We start from the raw sequence: 18781 nt of genomic DNA on the forward strand, positions 1-18781 counted from the left end.
TTCAAAAAAACATCGCCCACAAAGGTATGCCCAGAACGACAATTCCTATTGCTGAAGCACCGATCGCCGCCACCAGCACCGCGCCGCTAGCCATGTCGAGTGCGTCGCGGATGTGAGCGTTGGTTTCTTCGGTGATGGCTTTAGCGAGGCGTTCGATGGCCGAGTTGAACAGCTCCGCTGTGAGCACCCCCGTGATACAAATAGCTAGGACACACCAGGAGAGTTTCGAAAGGCCCAACGTCATTCCGATGATCACCACCAACACGGTGACGAACAAATGAACATAGAAGCTCACCTCCGCACGGATGGCTACCTTGACGCCACGAGCGGCATCTGAGAATTTCTGATGCCAGCGGCGTTTCAAATCAGGGGGATGAGTGGCATTGATGTCAGTCATGGCTTATGCAGTGTATTGAAACGGTGAACGACTAAAATCACCCATTGCGGCTATCCACGACATCGACGCCAGGCTGCCTCACAATTGTATGGCGCAAAAAAAGGGAGTGGGTCGTGACCCACTCCCTCTCAGTTACGTATCAAAAAATATTAGCCAGCTCAGCTCAACCGGCGACGGGCTGTTAGGCCAACGAGTCCTAGGCTGAGCAGCAAAGCAGAGGTTGGCTCTGGGATTGCCAGAGAGAAGCTGTCAAGGAAGCCACTCTGACCGCCTGGGATTTGCGAATCTCTTCCGTCGAGTACGACTGCCGTTACAGTGAGCAGTTCGCCGGCAGACACCCCATTGAGTGTCAAGGAGAAAGGCGTACCGCCAGGATTACCACTGGCTGCGCCGCCGAGATTTCCATCAGGAATCGCAGCGGTCAAGAGATCGACCGTGGTTGACTGGCTGCTGGTTGATAGGGTGACTTCGAAGACGCGGGCCATGAAGTTCACTTCACGACCGGCTACAAAGTTAAGCGTATAGTCGCCAGCGGTAGGCGCAAATACCGACTGAGTGAGTCCCGCTTGAGCCAAGGGCTCACCACTGCCACCTTGGTTACCTTCAAAGGTACGGAACCAAACGCCTGTGCCAGTCCCCGGAGGTTGTGGTCCGCCGACGCCAGTGTTCTGTGCGTTTGCAAAACCGGTCTGGAATTGGGCAGCTCTGTTGACCCCGTCTGGGAAGTTGCTGATGAGCTGCCAAGCACTGTTGCTAGTCTGTGACCCACTCGTCGCCAGAGAGAAGTCTCCGTCGGAAAGAATGCTAGCCTGGGCAGGTAGCGCCCAGCTAATCGCAGCAATGGCTACGAGGTAAATCGAAATTTTGCGAATCATTAGTCCCTCTCCGAATGAATGATTTGGGCAAGCTTAAAAGGAGAACGTTTTGAAAAGGCTTTCAGTCTCCCAGTTTATCCGGTAATCCCCGGATAAACCACAACTTTTTTCAGATATTTTGCTGAGCGCGGATCTCGTCTTTCTTGGTAAAAAGGTGGCTTATCCTAACTGGTTCGCCAGTAGGCACTTACGGACTTATTCGACCCGAAAAGCGACGGCAGTTCACGATCGTCAGATACCGCTCCCATTGCACCAAAACTGAGGAATTGCTCCTAGCGATTCGAGTTCTGCCAGCAGTTTCGACAATCGGCAGGCTGAGGCAAAACCGCTCTACTCCAAGCCGAACGCCCCGGCTGGGGCGATCTCGATCCCTGTCATTTGCGTGAGCCGCTTCTTTGGCAAGAAGCGGGGTTCGACGAGGAACCGGACTCCGACGTTGTCTTTGGCGTCGTCGATGTTCAAGCCCATCGAGACCAACAACGATTCACCGACTCGAGTGATTGAGAACGTCTGGCCGATGCTGCCCGCTTCGCTGAGATCGTAGGAAGCGCTGGCTGTGCTGATCCATTTGGGGCTGAAGCGGTAGCTGTAACTGCCCAGCAGCACGTTACTGGAGAACGGGCCTTCGATCGAGCGGAAGCCAACATAGCCGTTGCCAATCGTCGGTCGATTGAGCAGCACGCCGGCGGAGACCGTTTTTAGGCCGCTGCCGAAGAAGTCGAAAGCACCGTCGGAAACGATGCTAAAGCGGTCACCTAGGTGCCAGCGCATGTCGTAGTCTGCGAGACCAAAGTCTTGACCAAGGTTGTCGCGGTCGGAGTCGGGGAACCACGAGATGTTCGTGTCGAGCGTCAACCAGTCAACGATATGCTGACGGCCCGGCCCGCCCCGTTTGGTCTGCCAACGATGACGCATCCCTGTGCGAAGGACCGTCTGATCTTCGACGACTTCAGTTGATGGTGCCGTAACCCAACCTTGCAATCCGGAACGGATGGCGTAGAACCGAGGGTCGAATTTTTGATCGCTGAAATCAATGTTCGGCGGTAGCGTGCCATCGAACAGACGGCGGCGGAACTCGGTAATGGGAATGTCATCGAGTTCATCATAGAGCGGCAATTCGTCGAAGTTGCGATTCGAATCGGCGTAGGCGAACTCCGCGTCGAAGACCACCTTGTGGGCTAAGCCGTTCAGGTTGAACAGCGTGTCGCGGACCGTGGGGTCGACCGTCCAAAAGGGGATACTTGCCCGGACGCCCGTCTGCATGTAGAGCCGGTCGAGGCTATTGCCATCGAGCGCCTCGCCCCAACGTGCCGCTTCGCCCAGGGCGTAAGGGACGACCTTCACGGCTCCAATCTGTAACGGCAAGTCGATTTCTTGCCGCGTCACCAGTCGCTCTCCTTGCTGGCCGGAGCCGGCTTCCCAAGGCAACGGGCTGAATTGGCCGAGCAACGTCGGCTCGCTCGGCGGCGTCGCATTGTTGAGATTGGCGTAGCCGGCTTGCGAGTGAGCAAACCAAGTAAAGCGGTCACCAAATAACGCTTCACCCAACCAGTAATGATCGGCCCTTGGAAGCCACTGCGTTTCGGTGAAGAAGGGGTTCACTTGGCCATTAGCTTCGATGGAAAACGCGCGGTTGTTGTTGAGGCGTTTGGCACGCAAGCCGGTGCGGGGCGATTTCAGTTCGTCCCATTCTTGTTCGTAATACTGTTCGAGGAACGTGCGATCACTGGCGAGCCCCAACTCGCCGGTGATTTCCCAACCACTCGCCAAGCGTTGGCGATGCTGACCGAACGCGCGGTAGCGGAAGGCTTCCTCGGGGACGATTGAACGACGCCCCAAGCCGAGGTTGTCCACACCGTTGTCGTCAATGCCCCACAGATCGAATCTGCCTTGAGCCGGTCCGTCGAAGTTGAACAACCCAGGCCGGTCATAGGAAAAGTCCGTGCCGACGCCGATGCCGCGGTCGCTGAGGTAGTCCGTGCTGAGTCCCCACTCGGTTCCCTCGGGCGCGTTGCGGATGCCGAAGAGCTGGTAGGCGTCGAAGTCGACCATCGCCTGCGTGCCGAAGATGTTATCGTCCCCCACGCGGACGCGATCGATGAAGAAGGAAGGCTTTTCCAGGTCAGTTGCAATCGTCGGCCAATAGAAGACAGGCAGGCCGCGCAGGTAGAGGAAGTTCCCACGGCTTTCGGCCAACTGTTGGTGATCGACCACCGGGGCGCCGGTGTTGGGGTCGATTAGCGGGGCGCCGGTTCTTCGATCAACGACCGTTTGGTGAACGTCTTCAAAGAGGATCTGCTGAGAACCGAAGTGATATGCCGGTTCTTCCAGACGGCTGGTGGTCACGAGCGCATCGGTGGCGGCGAAGTGGGAGTCGTCGAGCTGTCGAATCGCAGCGGCTTTCAACCGGACGAGGCCCTGGTACTTGAAGTCCTCGGTCCTTGGCAGCGGTGTGAGCAGTTCCGCGTCGAGAATGATGCCAATCTGACGACGGACGTCATAGAACATGCGGTCCGCGTAAACGATGCGGTCGCCTTGGCGGAACTCGATGTTCCCCTCCATGTAAATTTCCAGCGGATCGTCCTGCCCCTGCACACCCGCCCCACCGGCGCCGGACTCGACACCAGAAGCCCAGACCACGGCACGGTCGGTCGAAATGTCCACCGTTCCTACAGGGCCGAGCGCACCAGGCAAGCCGTTACTTGTGAGGCCCTCGACAATCAGGCGCACTCCATTAGTGACCACCAATGCGTACTGGCCGTCGGCCTGTTGTTTCCACTCGAAGTTGTTATCGACATCGCTGCGGTTGAGAATCTGCCAGCGCCTTGTCCCAGGAGGCAAACCTTGCTGGATTCCCGGCGTCGGAGCGAATTCGGTAAATTGCGCGAGCAATAATTGATGTCGGCGGGCCGGGTCGAATTGTTCGAGACCGCGGTTGTAGATTTCCGGCTTCAATTCCGGCGCGGGCGCGGGCTGAGGGAGTTGTAACCTGAGCGGCGCGGTGGTCGTCATTCGCGAGAACCAACGAGGGGACTTTTCGCGTCCAATGACTTTGCCCTTCTTCCTTGCTTCTGTGGATCTGCGGAAGTCAACCGAAACGTTGCCACCCTTTTCCGGCTCGAAGTAGGCGATCACTTTCTTGGTAGGTTCACGCTGGTCAATCCAGAGGATCGCTTCTTTTCCGCGAGCGTAAGTGAGGCCCTGATTCAAATAACAGTGACCGTGCAAGTGCCAGACTTCGTAAACGCCCTGTTGCCAGCGGCTGCACCAATCGGCAGCGACTGTGATGGGTTGATTTTCGTTGACTTCGGAATGGAGAACATCCGCGGCTTGGAGTGGGCTAGGAAGTGACAACACAAGCAGACACAACACTCGTAACCCGAAGCGTAAGCGAGGGGCCACGCTAGTTGAGTTTTTCCCTCGCTTACGCTTCGGGTTACGATTGAGGAGAAGGGAAACCGCTGCGAAGACAAACTCCGTGACGAGAACGAACAGCGCGTAACGGTTGCGCAAGAAGCGAGTGGCTCGCTTAAAGCAGTCCATCAATTGCCGTCGTTTGGGAATGATTGCTTCTCGTTTCGATCGCTACGATCACCGGAATGCGCACCTTGCGCGCACGACTTTCCACTCACTGTGGAAAGAATCGCGGCGGAGTATAGGAAAGCCTCACGCCGTTAGGAAGGCGAATTGCGGTAGGCTAGCAGATCGATAAACCTATACCTTCAAAGAAGTTAGGCGACCTAATATGGATAGAACCACAGAGGCACCGAGAGATGTAAAGAGGACGCGGATGAACACGGATTGAGCGGTTTTCCGCGGATTGGCATTCGCGGTCTAATATCAGCGACAGCACCGTAAAACCACGCTCCGCGTGGTTGGCTTAGAAAAGATGTATCTGTGCTGAAAGTGGCTGCACGCGCATCAAGCTTCATATCCCTAGCTCGCGGGCTAGTAAGATCTCCCCAAGTTCATTCCACGCGGAGCGTGGAGTTACAGTCGTTTATGCGTCATTTCATCGAGTTCACCATCCGTTGGCGCTATGCTCTGCTAGCACTTGGCCTTGTGCTAGGAATGGCTGGCGCTTTCACGGGACGGCAACTGGCTCTCGATCGTTCGATCGAGAATATGTTCGCCCCCGACGACCCAATTCTCGTCCCCTACCGACGCTTGCAACGGACCTTCGGTGAGAACGAGCTTGTCATTGCGATCTACGCCGACGAGGAGCTGACCGAGCCAGCCGGGCGGGAGAGGATTGAGAAACTCGCTGCCAAGCTTCGCGAAATCCCAGGCGTAGTTGCGGCAGTGTCGCTATTGGATCCACCCGGCGCGATCGACTTTGAGAATGAAGAGATCGGCGCACGCTTTCGAGAGGTTTTCTCAGGATACACGCACAACACGGATCTAGATGCCGCCGGGGTGATCTGTCTGGTGGAGCGTCCCCGTGCTGAAGGTCCACCGCGTCGCGAGACGTTTGCCGAAATGCGTGCCGCGGTATCGGAGTATCCCCAAGGGGTACTGGTTGGTGAGCCGGTGCTAATTGAAGAAGCGTTCGACCTCTTGGAGATCGACGGCAGGCAACTAAACACCTGGTGCACGGCACTCGTTCTACTGGTATTGCTTGCTTGCTTTCGAAATCTTCGCTGGGTGATTCTGCCGCTGGCAGTTGTGCATCTCACGTTGGCGTTAACTCGTGCGACGCTGGTGCTGGCCGAGTTGAAACTGAGCATGGTGAGTTCGATGCTTGCGGCGATTGTCACCGTTGTGGGGGTGGCAATGGTGGTTCATGTTATCGTGCGATTCAACAATGCGATTAACGAAGGGTTAAGCCGACGAGCGGCTTTGGCGAAGGCGGCGGAGCAACTGATGGTTCCGGTGACGTTTGCCTGTTTGACGGATGCGGCAGGGTTTGCCGCGCTGATGATTTCCAAAGTTGGACCGGTGCACGACTTTGGGCTGATGATGGCGATCGGCAGCTTGCTAGTACTGCCGAGTTGTTGGTTGGTGGTTGCGGGGGTTGTGTTGTTTGGTTCGGATCGCCAAGGCGAAGTCGAAGGTGTAACGGCGAAACCGGCAAGCGGTTGGTTGGATCGGATCCTGGCAAACACTCTGAGAGTGGCACAGAAGAACCGCACCGTACTCGCGACGTTTGCCGTGACGCTTGTCGGTTTCGCCGTAGTGGGAACCGGGCGCCTCGAGCGCGAAACCGAATTCACGAAGAACTTCCGCGCCGGAAGTCCCTTGGTCAAAGCCTACGACTTTGTCGAAACTCGCTTCGGTGGAGCTGGAGTGTGGGACTTGCAGATTCCATCTCCAGCGCGATTGGATAAAGCATTCTTGCTGAAAGTCCTGGAGTTAGAAGAAACACTCAAAGCTGAGGCGGCACAACTTGGCAAGGCGATTTCGCTGGCTGACCTGCTCGACGCCGGGGTAAATGGTTTAGGAGGGCGTTTTGTCGGGCCGATGGTGGTGCGGGGTGGGCTCGCCACCATGCGGGCGCGTATGCCAGAGTTCCTGGAGACGATTACCAATGTCGACCCTGAGGACGATCGCCCCTGGCTGCGGATTTTGTTGCGTGCACCGGAACAACTTGGTGCTGAAGAGAAAACGAAGCTAATCAAGCAAGTTGAAGCCAAGGCCAAAGAAACCTTCCCTCAGGCCGAAGTAACGGGCTACTACGTGCTGCTTACGAAGTTGATCGAGAGCGTTCTCGCAGACCAGTGGAAGACCTTTGGCGTCGCGACCTTGGCCGTGGTACTGATGATGGCCGTGGCATTTCGAAGTTTGCCACTGGCCGTGCTGACGATTATTCCCAACACGCTTCCTGTGTTGGTACTCTTTGGGGCGATGGGCTGGCTTGGCGTGCGTGTGAACATGGGGGCGGCGATGATCGCGGCCGTTTCGGTCGGATTGTCCGTCGATGGGTCGATTCACTACGTGCTCTTGTACCAACGCCTTCGCAAAGAAGGTTCGACGGTTGCCGAAGCACTCGCCAACGTGCAATCGACCGTGGGGCGAGCGGCGGTCTTCGCCACGTTGGCCTTGGTAGCCGGATTCGCAACGTTGGCGTTTAGCGACTTTGTTCCGACGGCTTACTTTGGAGTGCTGGTAAGCCTGTCGATGCTCGGTGGGTTGGTGGGGAATCTGGCAGTGTTGCCTTTGTTGATCGGAATAGTTGATCGTTAGATTTTTTGACGCAAAGGCGCAAAGAATGTAACGCCCTACGGAGAAACTTCTTCCCCAACATCGGGCGAGAGCGAATACAGTAGCACATTCAACCCAATTCGTGCCGCGTCCTCTTGCGTGTACCCGCGGCATTGCTGGCCTTCGTGCTGCTCGAGAGCACAACTGATGTCGTAAGGTGAAAAGATCACGGCGAGGCGACCGTCGATTTCGATGGCTTCCAACTCCGGGGTAACTTTCAGCACCCGTGGTCCTCGCAGCGGTTCGCCCGGCTTTGTGGCCGCCGGGTCGCGGCGTTCGACTTGGCGAATGTCAAACCCGCCCGCCTGCTCGGTCAACACGGGATGATCATTAGGAACGCGAGTGAGCTTCTGCTCCGGCATGACGAGAGCAATCTCACGGCGGAAAGCTTCCGTGAAATCTTTACTCGCGCAGATGGAATCCACCAAGAGCGTTCCCCCGTTGGTAAGGAACTCACGCAGTTGTTCGCGTTCCTTCTCAGTGAAACGAAAATCCTGACGGCCATGCATGAAGGCCATGTGAAAGCGTAACAGTGCTTCGTTCGCAGGAGAGACGGCGTACTCGTTCAGATCGACGCTTAGCTTTAGCTCGCCCTGCCCCGCGGCACGTAACAGATTCACCAACGCACCAGGCGCATCATTGCATCCCCCGCCGTGTTGCAGCTTCGCGATGCGGATCGCACCGCGATTACCGAGGGCGTCGAGTTCCGGCAGTTCGGCCAAATCGAACGCGGCCTCTTTGCCTTTAGGCTCACGGTTCGTCGCGTAGGCCAGCACATTCAAGCCGATGGAGTTTGCATCCGCGATACGCTTGGAAATCGCCTCTGGAACGTCGCGCTCGCGGCCGCGACGGTAGAGTTCCCAGGAGCAGGAGAGATCAACCTCGGAGAAAACCACGCACGTGCGGCAGCCGTACTCGACGGTCCAGAGTCGTCCGACATAGGGTGACTCAGAGTCAACGAGTTCATCGATTCGCCAAATGGGATGCTCGGGGCCGGCGCGACGGAGTTTGTACTCTTTCTCGGGAAAGACTTTGTCGAGATACCTGCGCAGGCCGGTTTCAAAATCGCTGCCGTCATTGCAACAGGCTTCAGCGAACAGAAAGCCGCCACGGTCGAGATAGGCACGCATCTTTTCTTCGGTGCCAGCCAGCTCAGGATTCTGACTGCCGCTGATAAAGAGTACCGGAGTTTGCAGCAGTTCCTCGACGGTCGAAAGCTCCAAGTCGATGATCTGCCACGTGAGGTCGAGCCCCCACCGCTTCTCAACATAGCTGGTGAGGCTGGCGACGTCGTTACGGTGATTCTGCCAGTCCTCGCCAGGACCGTGGATCACTTTTCCCATAAGCACCGGGCGGCGACCTTTGGAAAGAAACAAGAGAGCGAAGGCGGTCGTCACACGCGTGCTGTTCTCAGAAGGCTTTTCGCCCTGCCAAAAATGGCTCAGCGAATCCTGCTCACCCAACAGGAACTCGGCTCCTTCGCGATACCAATCGTGGTCGCCGATGAATCGTCGTGCGGAGAGTCTTCCCGCTCTTTCGAGACCGTAGAGGTAGTAATAGTGCCAGAGGCTCCCCATGCCACGTACCCCCGGGTTGCGCTGCACGGAGAAGTTTCTTCCCATCCAGACCAATGCGCGTTCGAGCGAATCTTCTTCTTCGAAAGGCAGACAACACTGCAGGAGTCCCTCTTCAACCTTCGCGGACTGTCCCGAGATGTGACCTGCGCAAATGACGGTCGCACCGATGCCCGCGCATGTCATGCTCCCGGTGCCACTTCCGGTGCGATATCCCCAAGAGCCGTTGGGATACTGAGCCCGCTTCCAATAGTCCGCGGCTAGTTGCCAGGTGCGTGGGTCGACTTTTGCGCCGACGCGTTCAGCCTCGTGCAAGGCGAGGACAGCGAATTGCGAGCAACTGTTATCGCCGCCAGAACGAGGTTGATCAGGATAGCCCCACGAGCCTGAGTTTCTCCCCTGCTGCACTTGAATTGATTCGAGCCAAGCCACGTTTTTCTGAATCTTTGGCAAGTCGCGACGAGGCTCCGCCTTAGCCAAGGCCATCGTCTGCAGGGAGACGGAATAGGTTTTCGCGGGCCCAACCTTTCTCAGAAAAGCTAGCGCTCTTTGGATACGAGGGTCCTTCACCGGCACGCCCGATTCGAGAAGTGCCAAAGTGCAAAGTGCGGTGACACCCCCTTCGTAACGACCCAGTTCGCTTTCCGTGTTGCGAAGCTCAGCGAGCAAGTACTCTGAGCCTTGTCGAATTGCCGTGCGAACACGTTCTGCGGTGAGTTCGACTTTAGGTCGCCCGCGCTGGGCTCGGGCGGATTGAGGAGTGGCCAGAATTGTCGCTAGCAGAATGAAAATGGAAAGTTGTCGCATGAGTTCATTTTACCAAGCAAACGGTCTCGTAGGGTATTGCCGAGGCAGGAGGCACACCATCCACCAGTTTTCGGTATGCCTCGTGCCTCGGCAATACCCTACAGCAAAAGGCGTGCATTGTCCCTCGCACGAGCCACCGATAGAATCGAACGTTCGACCCCATACATTTCCCGAAGCATGAGGCGCCCACGCTTTGTCAGACACGGCCAAAAACGCACCGACGCGCAACTTGGGCGACATTCTGCAAGAATTCCGCCAGCACCGACAGATCATGCAACAAGAGTTGCAGAAGGTGATCGTTGGGCAAGATGAAGTGATTGAGCAGATCTTCGCAGCGATCTTCACTCGCGGGCATTGCCTGTTGGAAGGCGTGCCCGGGCTGGCGAAGACCCTGATGGTGAGCACGCTCTCCTCGATTCTTGATTTGCAATTCAAGCGGATTCAGTTCACGCCTGACCTAATGCCCTCAGACATCACCGGCACGAATGTTCTGGAAGAAGATGATGAGGGCAAGAGAAGCTTCCGCTTTGTCGAGGGGCCAGTCTTCACAAACATTCTGCTGGCGGACGAAATCAATCGGACCCCGCCGAAGACACAGGCGGCGCTCTTGGAAGCGATGCAGGAACGACAAGTTTCCGTCGGCCAAACAACCTACGATCTGCCGAAGCCATTCTTTACGATCGCCACACAGAACCCGATTGAACAAGAAGGAACCTATCCGCTTCCCGAAGCGCAACTCGACCGATTTATGTTCAACATTAAGGTCGATTATCCGAGTGCTGAGGAAGAAGAGCAGATCCTCACGAGCACCACCCGCCAAGATAAACCCGAGGTGAAGAAGATTCTCTCCTCACGAGCAATCTTGAATCTGCAGAAGCTGGTCGGCTCGGTCGCCGTGAGCGAGTATGTGATCAAGTACGTTGCAAGACTCGTCCGCGCAACACGTCCGAAAGATGAATCAGCGCCCCAGTACGTGCAGGAGCTTGTCGACTGGGGTGCCGGGCCACGTGCTGGACAGTTTCTCATCCAAGGGGGCAAAGCGTTGGCGGCGATGGACGGACGATTCACGGTCGCCGTGGAAGATGTTCAGAAAATCGCAATCCCCGTGCTTCGTCATCGAGTGAGTACGAACTTCCAAGCGCAAGCAGAAGGCATGACCAACGAGGATGTCATCGGGCGGTTGATTGCCGATATCCCGACGCCGGAGATTCCGAAGTATGGGGAGGGGTAAGTTCTACTCATGCCCTCGACCGTCGAAAACTATCTGAAGCCCGAAGTCATTCGGCAGATTTCACGGCTAGACCTGCGGGCACAGTTCATTGTGAAAGGGTTTCTGCAGGGACTTCACGCTAGTCCGTTGCAAGGCTTTTCCGTCGAGTTCAGCGAGCATCGTCGATACGCGCCTGGGGACGACCCTAAAGATATTGATTGGCTCGCTTATGCGAAGACGGATCGCTACTACGTTAAGAAGTTCGAAGCGGAAACGAACATCACCGGCTATTTGGCGATGGACTTAAGCGCTTCGATGGCCTATCGCTATCGGCAGGAGCTTTCCAAGTTCGAATACGCCACCTGCCTGGCGGCGGCACTTTGCTATTTGATGGTTCACCAGAACGATCCGGTAGGGCTCATCACGTTCGGTGAGAGAATCGTCGATTCCCTGGCTCCGAAAAGCAAACGGGCACAGATTGGCAATATCCTTTCGCTACTCGCGCGGCTGGAGCCCAAAGATCAAACCGATGTGGCCAACAGCCTGAATCAGCTTGCTGCGATGCTCAAGCACGAAAGCCTCGTGATGGTGTTTAGCGATCTGCTCGTGGAGCCCGAGCCACTGCTGGCATCCTTGCGACGGCTGAGGCACGGCGGGCACGATGTGATCGTGTTTCACATTCTCGATCAGGCGGAAGTCGAATTCCCTTTCGAGGGACTCGTTGAGCTCGAAGACCCAGAAACCAACGAGCGGCTCGAAGTCGACGCCGATGGTTACCGGACGGATTACTTGGCAGAAATCAATGGCTTTCGCGACATGCTGAGCCGTGAATGCGTAAAAAGCAAAATCGATTATGTGCCGCTGGATACAAGTATGCCGTTTGATCGTGCGCTGATGGAGTATTTGCTGAACAGGCGGGATTGGGGATAAGCAATTTTTCAGTTGTCAGTTTTCTGTGTTCAGTACTCGCAAGCAAACCAAACAAGCCTGCAAGTCCGAACTGAAAACTGAATACTGAAAACTGAACACTTCTTATGAGCTTCCTAACACCATTACTGCTAGCCGGAGCCGGGCTTATCGCCTTGCCCATCGTGCTGCATTTGGTGATGCGCCAGGAGCCGCAACTGCTGCTGTTTCCTGCACTGCGCTTTGTGCAGCAACGTCGAGACTCGAATCGACGGCGAATCAAACTGCGGCACTGGTTACTCTTAGCACTACGCTGCCTACTAATCGCACTGTTTGCATTCGCACTGGCACGGCCCACGCTTCGGGGTAGTGGTTTACGAGGCAAAGAAGGGGCTCCCCTTGCTGTGGCTATGGTGGTCGATACCTCGCCGCGGATGCAGTATGTCCGTCAGAACAAGACGCGGCTAGAAGAAGCGACGGAGATCGCCGGCAAGCTACTTAACAAGTTTCCCGAAGACACGCAGGTTGCCGTGGTTGATTTGGGGCGAGCTGCGGGCGGGTTCGCGCGTGATTTGGGGACTGCACGCACCCGGTTGTCGAATCTAAGAACCAGCCCAAGCACGCGTCCGTTGTCGGAAGTCGCTGCGGAAGCCATCGCGTTGGTTGCCGACAAGGAGGAATACCGTCAGGAGGTGTTTCTCTACACGGACCTTTCAGCCGCTGCTTGGTCGGAAGAAGAAGTGCAAAACTTGAATGCGGCATTGGAAGCTGAACCCGAAGTGAAACTCTACCTGGTCGATGTCGGGGTGGAGGAGCCCACCAATCGAACGCTGGGAGATTTAGAAATCCGCCGTACGGTGCTTCGTCCCGGCGAGTCGCTGCACGTGGAAGCGTCCCTCGAAGGAAGAGGTGGCGAGGAGGCTTCGCTAGTCGAGCTGTGGCTCAAGTCGAGTGCTGGTGATGAGCTCGAAAAACGAGGGCAGCAGATTGTCAAATCAAGTGCCGAATCTGAAGCTAGCTCTCAGAAAGTCTCCTTTGACGTTTCCGATCTGCCACTGGGGACACATCAAGCGGTCGTGAAACTCACTTCGACCGATCCGCTGATGATCGACAACGAGCGTTATTTCACGGTAGAAGTCCGACCCCCTGAGCGTGTCCTTATCGTGGCTGAGAATAAGACAGATGCGCTGTTCGCGCAGGAGGCGCTCAACCCGACGCTGTGGGATCAACCTCTGCGCTTTGTTTGCGAAACAACCACTTTCGACGCTTTGCCTCAAGCGGAACTTAACAGTGAAACAAAAAACTACAAAACCGTCCTCGCACTCGACCCCCCGCCGCTCGGTGCCGACGGATGGCAGCAGTTGACGGACTTCGCCAATCAAGGGGGCGGCTTGGGAATCTTTCTAGGTCACAACGCAAGTCGCGAACCGTTCAACGCAAAAAAGGCACAGGAACTGTTGCCCGGCCCAATAGTCCGCAAGTCACGCGATGCAACTTATCTTCGCCCTAAGCGTCTCGACCACCCTGCCCTGGTTGAACTACGTGACTACGCTGAAACCATTCCGTGGAAGACTTGCGAGGTGTTCACCTATTGGCAGTTTGAGGAGTTGACGGACGATGCCTACACCATCGCCACCTACGCCAACGGCGATCCAGCACTCGTCGAACGCTCGCTCGGCCGGGGCCGGGTGATTACGATGACCACACCGATTTCCGACTCATTGGAACCGGAAGGTCGTGATCCGTGGAACGTCCTCACGGCTCCCGCCGTCGCCTGGCCGTTCGTGGCGATTGTTGAAGAGCTGACCGGCTATCTCACGCAGGATAGCTTGGGTGAGTTGACTTTCGCCGCGGGCAAAACCGCACGGGTTCCCTTGAGCGCCCAGCAGCAGATATCCAGCTATGTGCTGCGTCAACCGGATGGACAAGCACTGCGGCGTACGGCAACTCCCGGAGATCGCTCTTTACAGGTGAGTGTGACTGACCAATTGGGCAATTATCGGCTCACCGCCGGCGGCGACGGAACAAGTAGGGAACAGGCGAACTCGGGCACTCGGCTCGATCGGGGCTTTAGCGTCAACCTTCCGGCGACCGCCACGGCCTTGGAGCGGATTGATTCCAGCGAGTTGCTCGCCTCGTTCCCCGAAGGACGTGTGGAGATCGCTGAGTCGTTGGAAGATGCTCAGGAATACGCAGACGTAGGTACCCGCGGGCGCGAGTTGTTCTCCTGGGTCATGGTGCTGGTGACACTCGTTTGGTGCGGCGAGCACGTGCTGGCGAATCGGTTCTATCGGAAGAAGGATTGAGGACGATACGTGGCGGGCAACTCAAAAAACATGTCATTCCGACAGCCGTCTCAGCGGCGGAGGAATCCGGATCGTACTCTGGTTGGCCATACAAACTCAACTTTTTGGCAAGCCGGATTCCTCGGTCGGCGAGCCTCCCGTCGGAATGACATGTTTGCGAATCTACCAACCAGAGAGGCACCATGACCCAGTGGAGCTTCGATCCTGTTGGCGGACCTTGGGCACTTGCTGCATTGGCTGCGGTGCTACTGCCGTTGCTGGCGATTGGTCCGAATAGTGAGCAGTCGCGTGGGCGACGCATTACCCTGGTTGCGCTTCGGGCACTGACCGTATTGCTGCTGTTTGCAACGCTATTACGTCCCGCGTTGGAAACCACCGAAACGCGTCCACTGCCCGGCAAGTTGCTCGTCTTGGGCGACGTGTCGCGCAGCATGACGGTCGAGGATTCTCTCGGAGACGAATCGCGATCCGCCGCCATGCAAGCGATCCTTCGCGATTCACAGGCCGAATTTGCCGAACTAGGTGAGGCTTGGGAGCTGGGTGCCTACGCGTTCGACGAGCAACTCACGCCGGTGAAAGTTGAAGAAGGCCTGATCGACTTCCCGGATGCGGAAGGAGATCAAACTGCTATCGGTGCAGCACTCGATGACGTCCTCGCCCGGGAAGCACAACAACGGTTGGTTGCCGTGATGGTTCTCAGCGACGGCGCCCAACGGGCCTTTGCCCCGCGCGATACTCCGCCGCAGAACTTAGCTCGTCGATTAGCCTTGGACGGCGTGCCGCTGTACACGTTCACGTTTGGCAAACCGGCTTTGGGAGACCGCTCCGATGTCCGTATGAGTGACTTGCTCACCAACGATACGACATTCGCCGATACACCTGCAACCGTCAGCGGCGTGTTGACGACCAGTGGCTACCGCAATCAACCGTTCACAGTGCAACTGCTTTGGGAAGATGCTGAAGGGGAAATGCAGGTCGTCGACACCCAGCGTGTGGAAATGAAGGGCACGCGACGGCAGCAGGACATCAAGCTTTCGCACACGCCACGTGAGCCGGGTGAGTACAAAGTGACTTTGCGGGTTGAGCCTCCCGAAGGAGAACTCGTCACAGCCAACAACGAGCAGACGACATTTGTCACCGTGCTGAAAGGCGGCGTGAAGGTGCTTTATCTTGCCGGGGCTGCGCGCGTTGGCGGTGGACCGGGGATTGAGGCCCGGTTTGTGCGAAATGCGCTGGCCGCTCACGCGGATTTGAACGTGAATTACGAACTGCTCAACTATCGCAACCCGCGGATTGATTATCGGAGCCAACTGGAACGCGGTAACTATGACGTGTTCTTGCTCGGCAATGTTGATTCGGTCGCCTTCGACAAGCGCACCTGGCAGGCGATTGCCGATCGCGTTGACGACGGCGCCGGACTGGCGATGCTGGGTGGCTTTCATAGCTTTGGTCCGGGCGGCTACCGGAGCACGCCTCTGGAACGGGTAATCCCCGTGGTGATGGGCCGCGCGGAACGGCAAAACTTCGACGAACCGCCCCGCCCCGACATGCACCTCCCGCCCGGGCCGGTGAAGTTGGTTCCTATTGAATTGGGAGGTAGCCTTCACCCGATCCTGCAAATTGGTGAGTCGCCCACGGGGCAGTCCGAGCTCTGGCAAGAGATGCCGTCGCTCGACGGGGCGAACCGTTTCGATCGTTTGCAACTTCCACGCACGGCCCGAGTGATTGCTGAGGCGGACAACCCTTCCCGGTCGCCGCTGCTCGTCGTCAGCGCCTGGGGTGAGGGGCGCACGGCTGCCCTGGCGTTCGACTCGACTTGGCACTGGCAAATGGAAGGCGCCGGCGATACGCATCGCCGTTTCTGGCGGCAGCTCGTGTTATGGCTCGCCAAGAAAGACGACAGCGCGGGGCAACGCGTGTGGGCAAAGCTCGACGGGCGGCGTTACCAGCAAGGGAGCCGCGTCGAGTTCACCTATGGCGCGCGCGACGCACAGAGCAAGCCGCTCGCCGATGCGGAGTTCGACGTGCAAGTTGAACTCCCCGATGGAACCGCCAAAGCCATCCGCACCAGCGGCAGCAAGAAAATCAACAGCGCGAGCTTTGCCGAAACTTCCCAGCCAGGCGACTACCGAATCCTCGTCAGCGTCCGTGCCGGAGGCGAATCACTCGGCACAACGACGCTGCGTTTCTCCGTGACCGACCAAGATGTCGAGCTCGACCAACCCGCCGCGGATCCCACGCTCATGGCAGCCCTTGCCAACGCCACCGCCGAAGCCGGGGGCGAAGCGCTCGCCCCCGAGGAACTGCCGCAGCTTCTGGAACGCTTGAAAGAGAAGCGTGAGGAGTTCGAGGAAGAGATCGTCCAGCAAACAACGCTGTGGGATACGTGGCCAATGTTCCTCGGCTTTGTGGGGTTGCTGGGAACGGAGTGGTTTTTACGGAAGAAGTGGGGGATGGTTTAGCTGGTTTGACACGGATGATAGTGATTGTATTTATCAACGAATTTCACGAATCCGACGAATAAAACTGTGACCCTTCATTCGTGGAATTCGTTGACTAGTTATAGCACGGGCATGCTAATTTCTGTTTCTCGAACGACCAAAGAGAACTATAATCAAATGATGCATAGCCCACACGCTCTTAGCGGAACCAGACCATGACAACCGTCGCCAAGATCATTCACGAAGTCGAAAAGCTCACTGAAGATGAGCGTGCAGAACTTGTCGAGATTCTCAAGCAGCAAGACCTAGAGAAACGGCGTGCTCAGCTCCTGCTTGATATTGAAGAGGGTCGCAGAGAGTTTGCTGAGGGCAAAGGGCGGGTCATTGAGGATCCCAAGAAGTTCGTTCAGGAGATTCTTGATGAAACGGCAAGTTGAGTCATCGCCCGCTTTCGAGCGAAGTCTTCGTCGTTATCTCAAGAAACATCCCGAAGCAGCCGAAACCGTCGCCGAGGCCATCTCAAAACTCGGAGCGGATGCCTATACTCAAGAATTAGGTATCCACAAGTTAAAAGGGAACCTATCAGGCATCTTGTCGGCCGAACTCGCATACGACCTACGGCTGCTGTTTGAGATTGAAACTCGCGGGACTGCTGAGGTAGTTCTTCTGCTCAAGCTTGGCACGCACGATGAAGTTTATGGCAAGTAATCTAGCACTTGTTGTCAAGTTGCTAGCCTGCCTACTGATCCTCAAAACCGTCGCCGTCGTTCTCGCAAACTTCCCCGATTACTTCCCACCGGACTTCCGCTCCGATTTTCTGCTGGGCCGCGAAGAGTATTTCTTCTCCTGGTACCGCTGTGCGTTTTACGTTCATATTCTCTCTGGTCCGTTCACGTTGATAGCGGGGCTGTTCTTGCTCAGCGAGACGATGCGGAAGCGTTTCCCTAAATGGCATCGCCGAGTGGGACGAGTCCAAGTTGCAACCATCCTGCTGTTACTCACACCCAGTGGTCTGGCAATGGCTTGGCATGCCGCCACCGGTCGGATCGCCACTTGCGGTTTCGCCGTCCTGGCAGTCTTTACTGCAATCTGCGTTCTCCAAGGTTGGCGGAATGCAGTGCAACAGAGATTCCAGCATCATCGCCAGTGGATGCTGCGCTGTTATGTCCTGCTCTGCTCAGCGGTGGTACTGCGTGTCATCGGCGGAATCTCACAAACTTACGGCATTGAATGGACGTATTCGTATGCCGCGTGGGTGAGTTGGTTAGTGCCAATCGCTATTCTTGAGATTCTGTTTAGGGCGTCTCCGGCAACTCCGCGACAGACAACGTGAGCATCGCACGCAGTTCTTCTTGGTCAATATCCTTGGGAAGGGAATGACAACTGCCATCAAAATGAGCAACTAGCCCCACTCCCACATGCTGCCACTTGGTTTCCTCGTCGAATGCCAGCACTTCCTCGGGCGTAATGTCCTCGGGCGACATCCAGTGGACGGCTCTCTCGTGGGGAGCATCGATCACGGTAATTAAGCTTGCTGCTCTTTCGGACTCGCCGCTGAACTCTCGTGGTTCCGACCCTGTGAAGGCGCATCCAGGACCAACCACTGCTAGGTACGTTGTCAGGGTCTCGTCTTCGCCTGGGTAACTAGGGCACAAATAGGTTGGGAAAGGAGTTTCTCTTGCCTTGGCGTTGGCCGGGTCGTCCCAAGGCTTGGTGAAGTCGATCAGCTCGTGCAATGAACCACTTTCTATATAGGGCAATATGAGCGTCCGCCAACTATGCAGACGCTTACCACTTTCATCCACGGAGTATGCTGGAGGGAGGGTTCCGTTTGCCTTTTCATAGTTCAAGAGTGCCAGCGAAACCTGCCTGAGATTGTTTCTACACATACTCTGGCGAGCTGGATTTCGTGCAGTACGGATCGACGGCATTAGCAATCCAACGACGATAAAAAGCACCACTAGAACAATCAGACCTTCGACGAGCGTGAGACCTTTCGTTTTGTTTCTCATGGATACCTCCTTTCGCATGAGAATCTACTATAGCACTTCCCTATTCATACCA

The 18781-nt window shown here is 56.5% G+C and carries 13 protein-coding genes; 8 read left to right on the forward strand and 5 right to left on the reverse strand.

What is annotated here, in order from left to right:
• Position 1: 1 nt before the first annotated feature.
• The 3 genes from RIB44_15290 to RIB44_15300 all read right to left on the reverse strand — a co-directional run bounded on the left by RIB44_15290 (position 2) and on the right by RIB44_15300 (position 4815).
• Positions 2-397 (reverse strand): diacylglycerol kinase, encoded by a 396-nt coding sequence (locus RIB44_15290; protein MEQ8617937.1) that lies wholly within the window; start codon positions 395-397, stop codon positions 2-4.
• A 158-nt stretch (positions 398-555) separates the two neighbouring features.
• Entirely contained in the window at positions 556-1272 is a 717-nt protein-coding gene (locus RIB44_15295; GenBank protein MEQ8617938.1) for a PEP-CTERM sorting domain-containing protein, read from the reverse strand.
• A gap of 330 nt (positions 1273-1602) precedes the next feature.
• On the reverse strand, positions 1603-4815 hold the full coding sequence (locus tag RIB44_15300; protein MEQ8617939.1) for an organic solvent tolerance protein OstA: 3213 nt from the start codon (positions 4813-4815) through the stop codon (positions 1603-1605).
• Positions 4816-5274: 459 nt separating this feature from the next.
• Here RIB44_15300 and RIB44_15305 point away from each other — a divergent pair, with 459 nt between their 5' ends.
• Positions 5275-7455 (forward strand): MMPL family transporter, encoded by a 2181-nt coding sequence (locus RIB44_15305; protein ID MEQ8617940.1) that lies wholly within the window; start codon positions 5275-5277, stop codon positions 7453-7455.
• 35 nt (positions 7456-7490) lie between these two features.
• Here RIB44_15305 and RIB44_15310 read toward each other — a convergent pair whose 3' ends face one another.
• Entirely contained in the window at positions 7491-9854 is a 2364-nt protein-coding gene (locus tag RIB44_15310) for a DUF4159 domain-containing protein (GenBank protein ID MEQ8617941.1), read from the reverse strand.
• Between the two features lie 238 nt (positions 9855-10092).
• On the opposite strand from RIB44_15310, the gene RIB44_15315 reads away from it, so the two are divergent.
• From RIB44_15315 to RIB44_15345, 7 genes are all read left to right on the forward strand, one after another.
• A complete protein-coding gene (locus RIB44_15315; protein ID MEQ8617942.1) occupies positions 10093-11085 on the forward strand; it encodes a MoxR family ATPase in 993 nt (330 codons plus the stop codon).
• A gap of 9 nt (positions 11086-11094) precedes the next feature.
• A complete protein-coding gene (locus RIB44_15320; GenBank protein MEQ8617943.1) occupies positions 11095-11994 on the forward strand; it encodes a DUF58 domain-containing protein in 900 nt (299 codons plus the stop codon).
• Between the two features lie 104 nt (positions 11995-12098).
• A complete protein-coding gene (locus tag RIB44_15325; GenBank protein MEQ8617944.1) occupies positions 12099-14276 on the forward strand; it encodes a BatA domain-containing protein in 2178 nt (725 codons plus the stop codon).
• A 182-nt stretch (positions 14277-14458) separates the two neighbouring features.
• On the forward strand, positions 14459-16738 hold the full coding sequence (locus RIB44_15330; GenBank protein MEQ8617945.1) for a glutamine amidotransferase: 2280 nt from the start codon (positions 14459-14461) through the stop codon (positions 16736-16738).
• A gap of 194 nt (positions 16739-16932) precedes the next feature.
• Positions 16933-17154: a hypothetical protein gene (locus RIB44_15335; protein ID MEQ8617946.1), complete on the forward strand. Its 222-nt coding sequence runs from the start codon at positions 16933-16935 to the stop codon at positions 17152-17154.
• Positions 17138-17425 carry a type II toxin-antitoxin system YafQ family toxin gene (locus RIB44_15340; protein ID MEQ8617947.1) on the forward strand — a complete coding sequence of 96 codons (288 nt, stop codon included), beginning with the start codon at positions 17138-17140 and terminating at the stop codon, positions 17423-17425. The genes RIB44_15335 and RIB44_15340 overlap by 17 nt, the downstream gene beginning before the upstream one ends.
• Positions 17415-18050, forward strand: a complete 636-nt coding sequence (locus tag RIB44_15345) for a DUF2306 domain-containing protein (GenBank protein MEQ8617948.1) — start codon at positions 17415-17417, stop codon at positions 18048-18050. The genes RIB44_15340 and RIB44_15345 overlap by 11 nt, the downstream gene beginning before the upstream one ends.
• Here the strand turns inward: RIB44_15345 and RIB44_15350 are convergent.
• Entirely contained in the window at positions 18013-18729 is a 717-nt protein-coding gene (locus RIB44_15350; GenBank protein ID MEQ8617949.1) for a DUF1559 domain-containing protein, read from the reverse strand. The genes RIB44_15345 and RIB44_15350 overlap by 38 nt on opposite strands.
• Between the last annotated feature and the right edge of the window lie 52 nt (positions 18730-18781).

This window comes from Lacipirellulaceae bacterium, from assembly GCA_040218535.1.
GTDB lineage: Bacteria > Planctomycetota > Planctomycetia > Pirellulales > Lacipirellulaceae > Adhaeretor.

Excerpts from the sequence above, each read along its gene's own strand:
- RIB44_15305 (MEQ8617940.1), top strand. The coding sequence starts at position 5,275 with ATGCGTCATTTCATCGAGTTCACCATCCGTTGGCGCTATGCTCTGCTA.
- RIB44_15300 (MEQ8617939.1), bottom strand. The coding sequence starts at position 4,815 with ATGGACTGCTTTAAGCGAGCCACTCGCTTCTTGCGCAACCGTTACGCG.
- RIB44_15295 (MEQ8617938.1), bottom strand. The coding sequence starts at position 1,272 with ATGATTCGCAAAATTTCGATTTACCTCGTAGCCATTGCTGCGATTAGC.
- RIB44_15350 (MEQ8617949.1), bottom strand. The coding sequence starts at position 18,729 with ATGAGAAACAAAACGAAAGGTCTCACGCTCGTCGAAGGTCTGATTGTT.
- RIB44_15310 (MEQ8617941.1), bottom strand. The coding sequence starts at position 9,854 with ATGCGACAACTTTCCATTTTCATTCTGCTAGCGACAATTCTGGCCACT.
- RIB44_15325 (MEQ8617944.1), top strand. The coding sequence starts at position 12,099 with ATGAGCTTCCTAACACCATTACTGCTAGCCGGAGCCGGGCTTATCGCC.
- RIB44_15320 (MEQ8617943.1), top strand. The coding sequence starts at position 11,095 with ATGCCCTCGACCGTCGAAAACTATCTGAAGCCCGAAGTCATTCGGCAG.
- RIB44_15340 (MEQ8617947.1), top strand. The coding sequence starts at position 17,138 with ATGAAACGGCAAGTTGAGTCATCGCCCGCTTTCGAGCGAAGTCTTCGT.
- RIB44_15330 (MEQ8617945.1), top strand. The coding sequence starts at position 14,459 with ATGACCCAGTGGAGCTTCGATCCTGTTGGCGGACCTTGGGCACTTGCT.
- RIB44_15345 (MEQ8617948.1), top strand. The coding sequence starts at position 17,415 with ATGGCAAGTAATCTAGCACTTGTTGTCAAGTTGCTAGCCTGCCTACTG.
- RIB44_15335 (MEQ8617946.1), top strand. The coding sequence starts at position 16,933 with ATGACAACCGTCGCCAAGATCATTCACGAAGTCGAAAAGCTCACTGAA.
- RIB44_15290 (MEQ8617937.1), bottom strand. The coding sequence starts at position 397 with ATGACTGACATCAATGCCACTCATCCCCCTGATTTGAAACGCCGCTGG.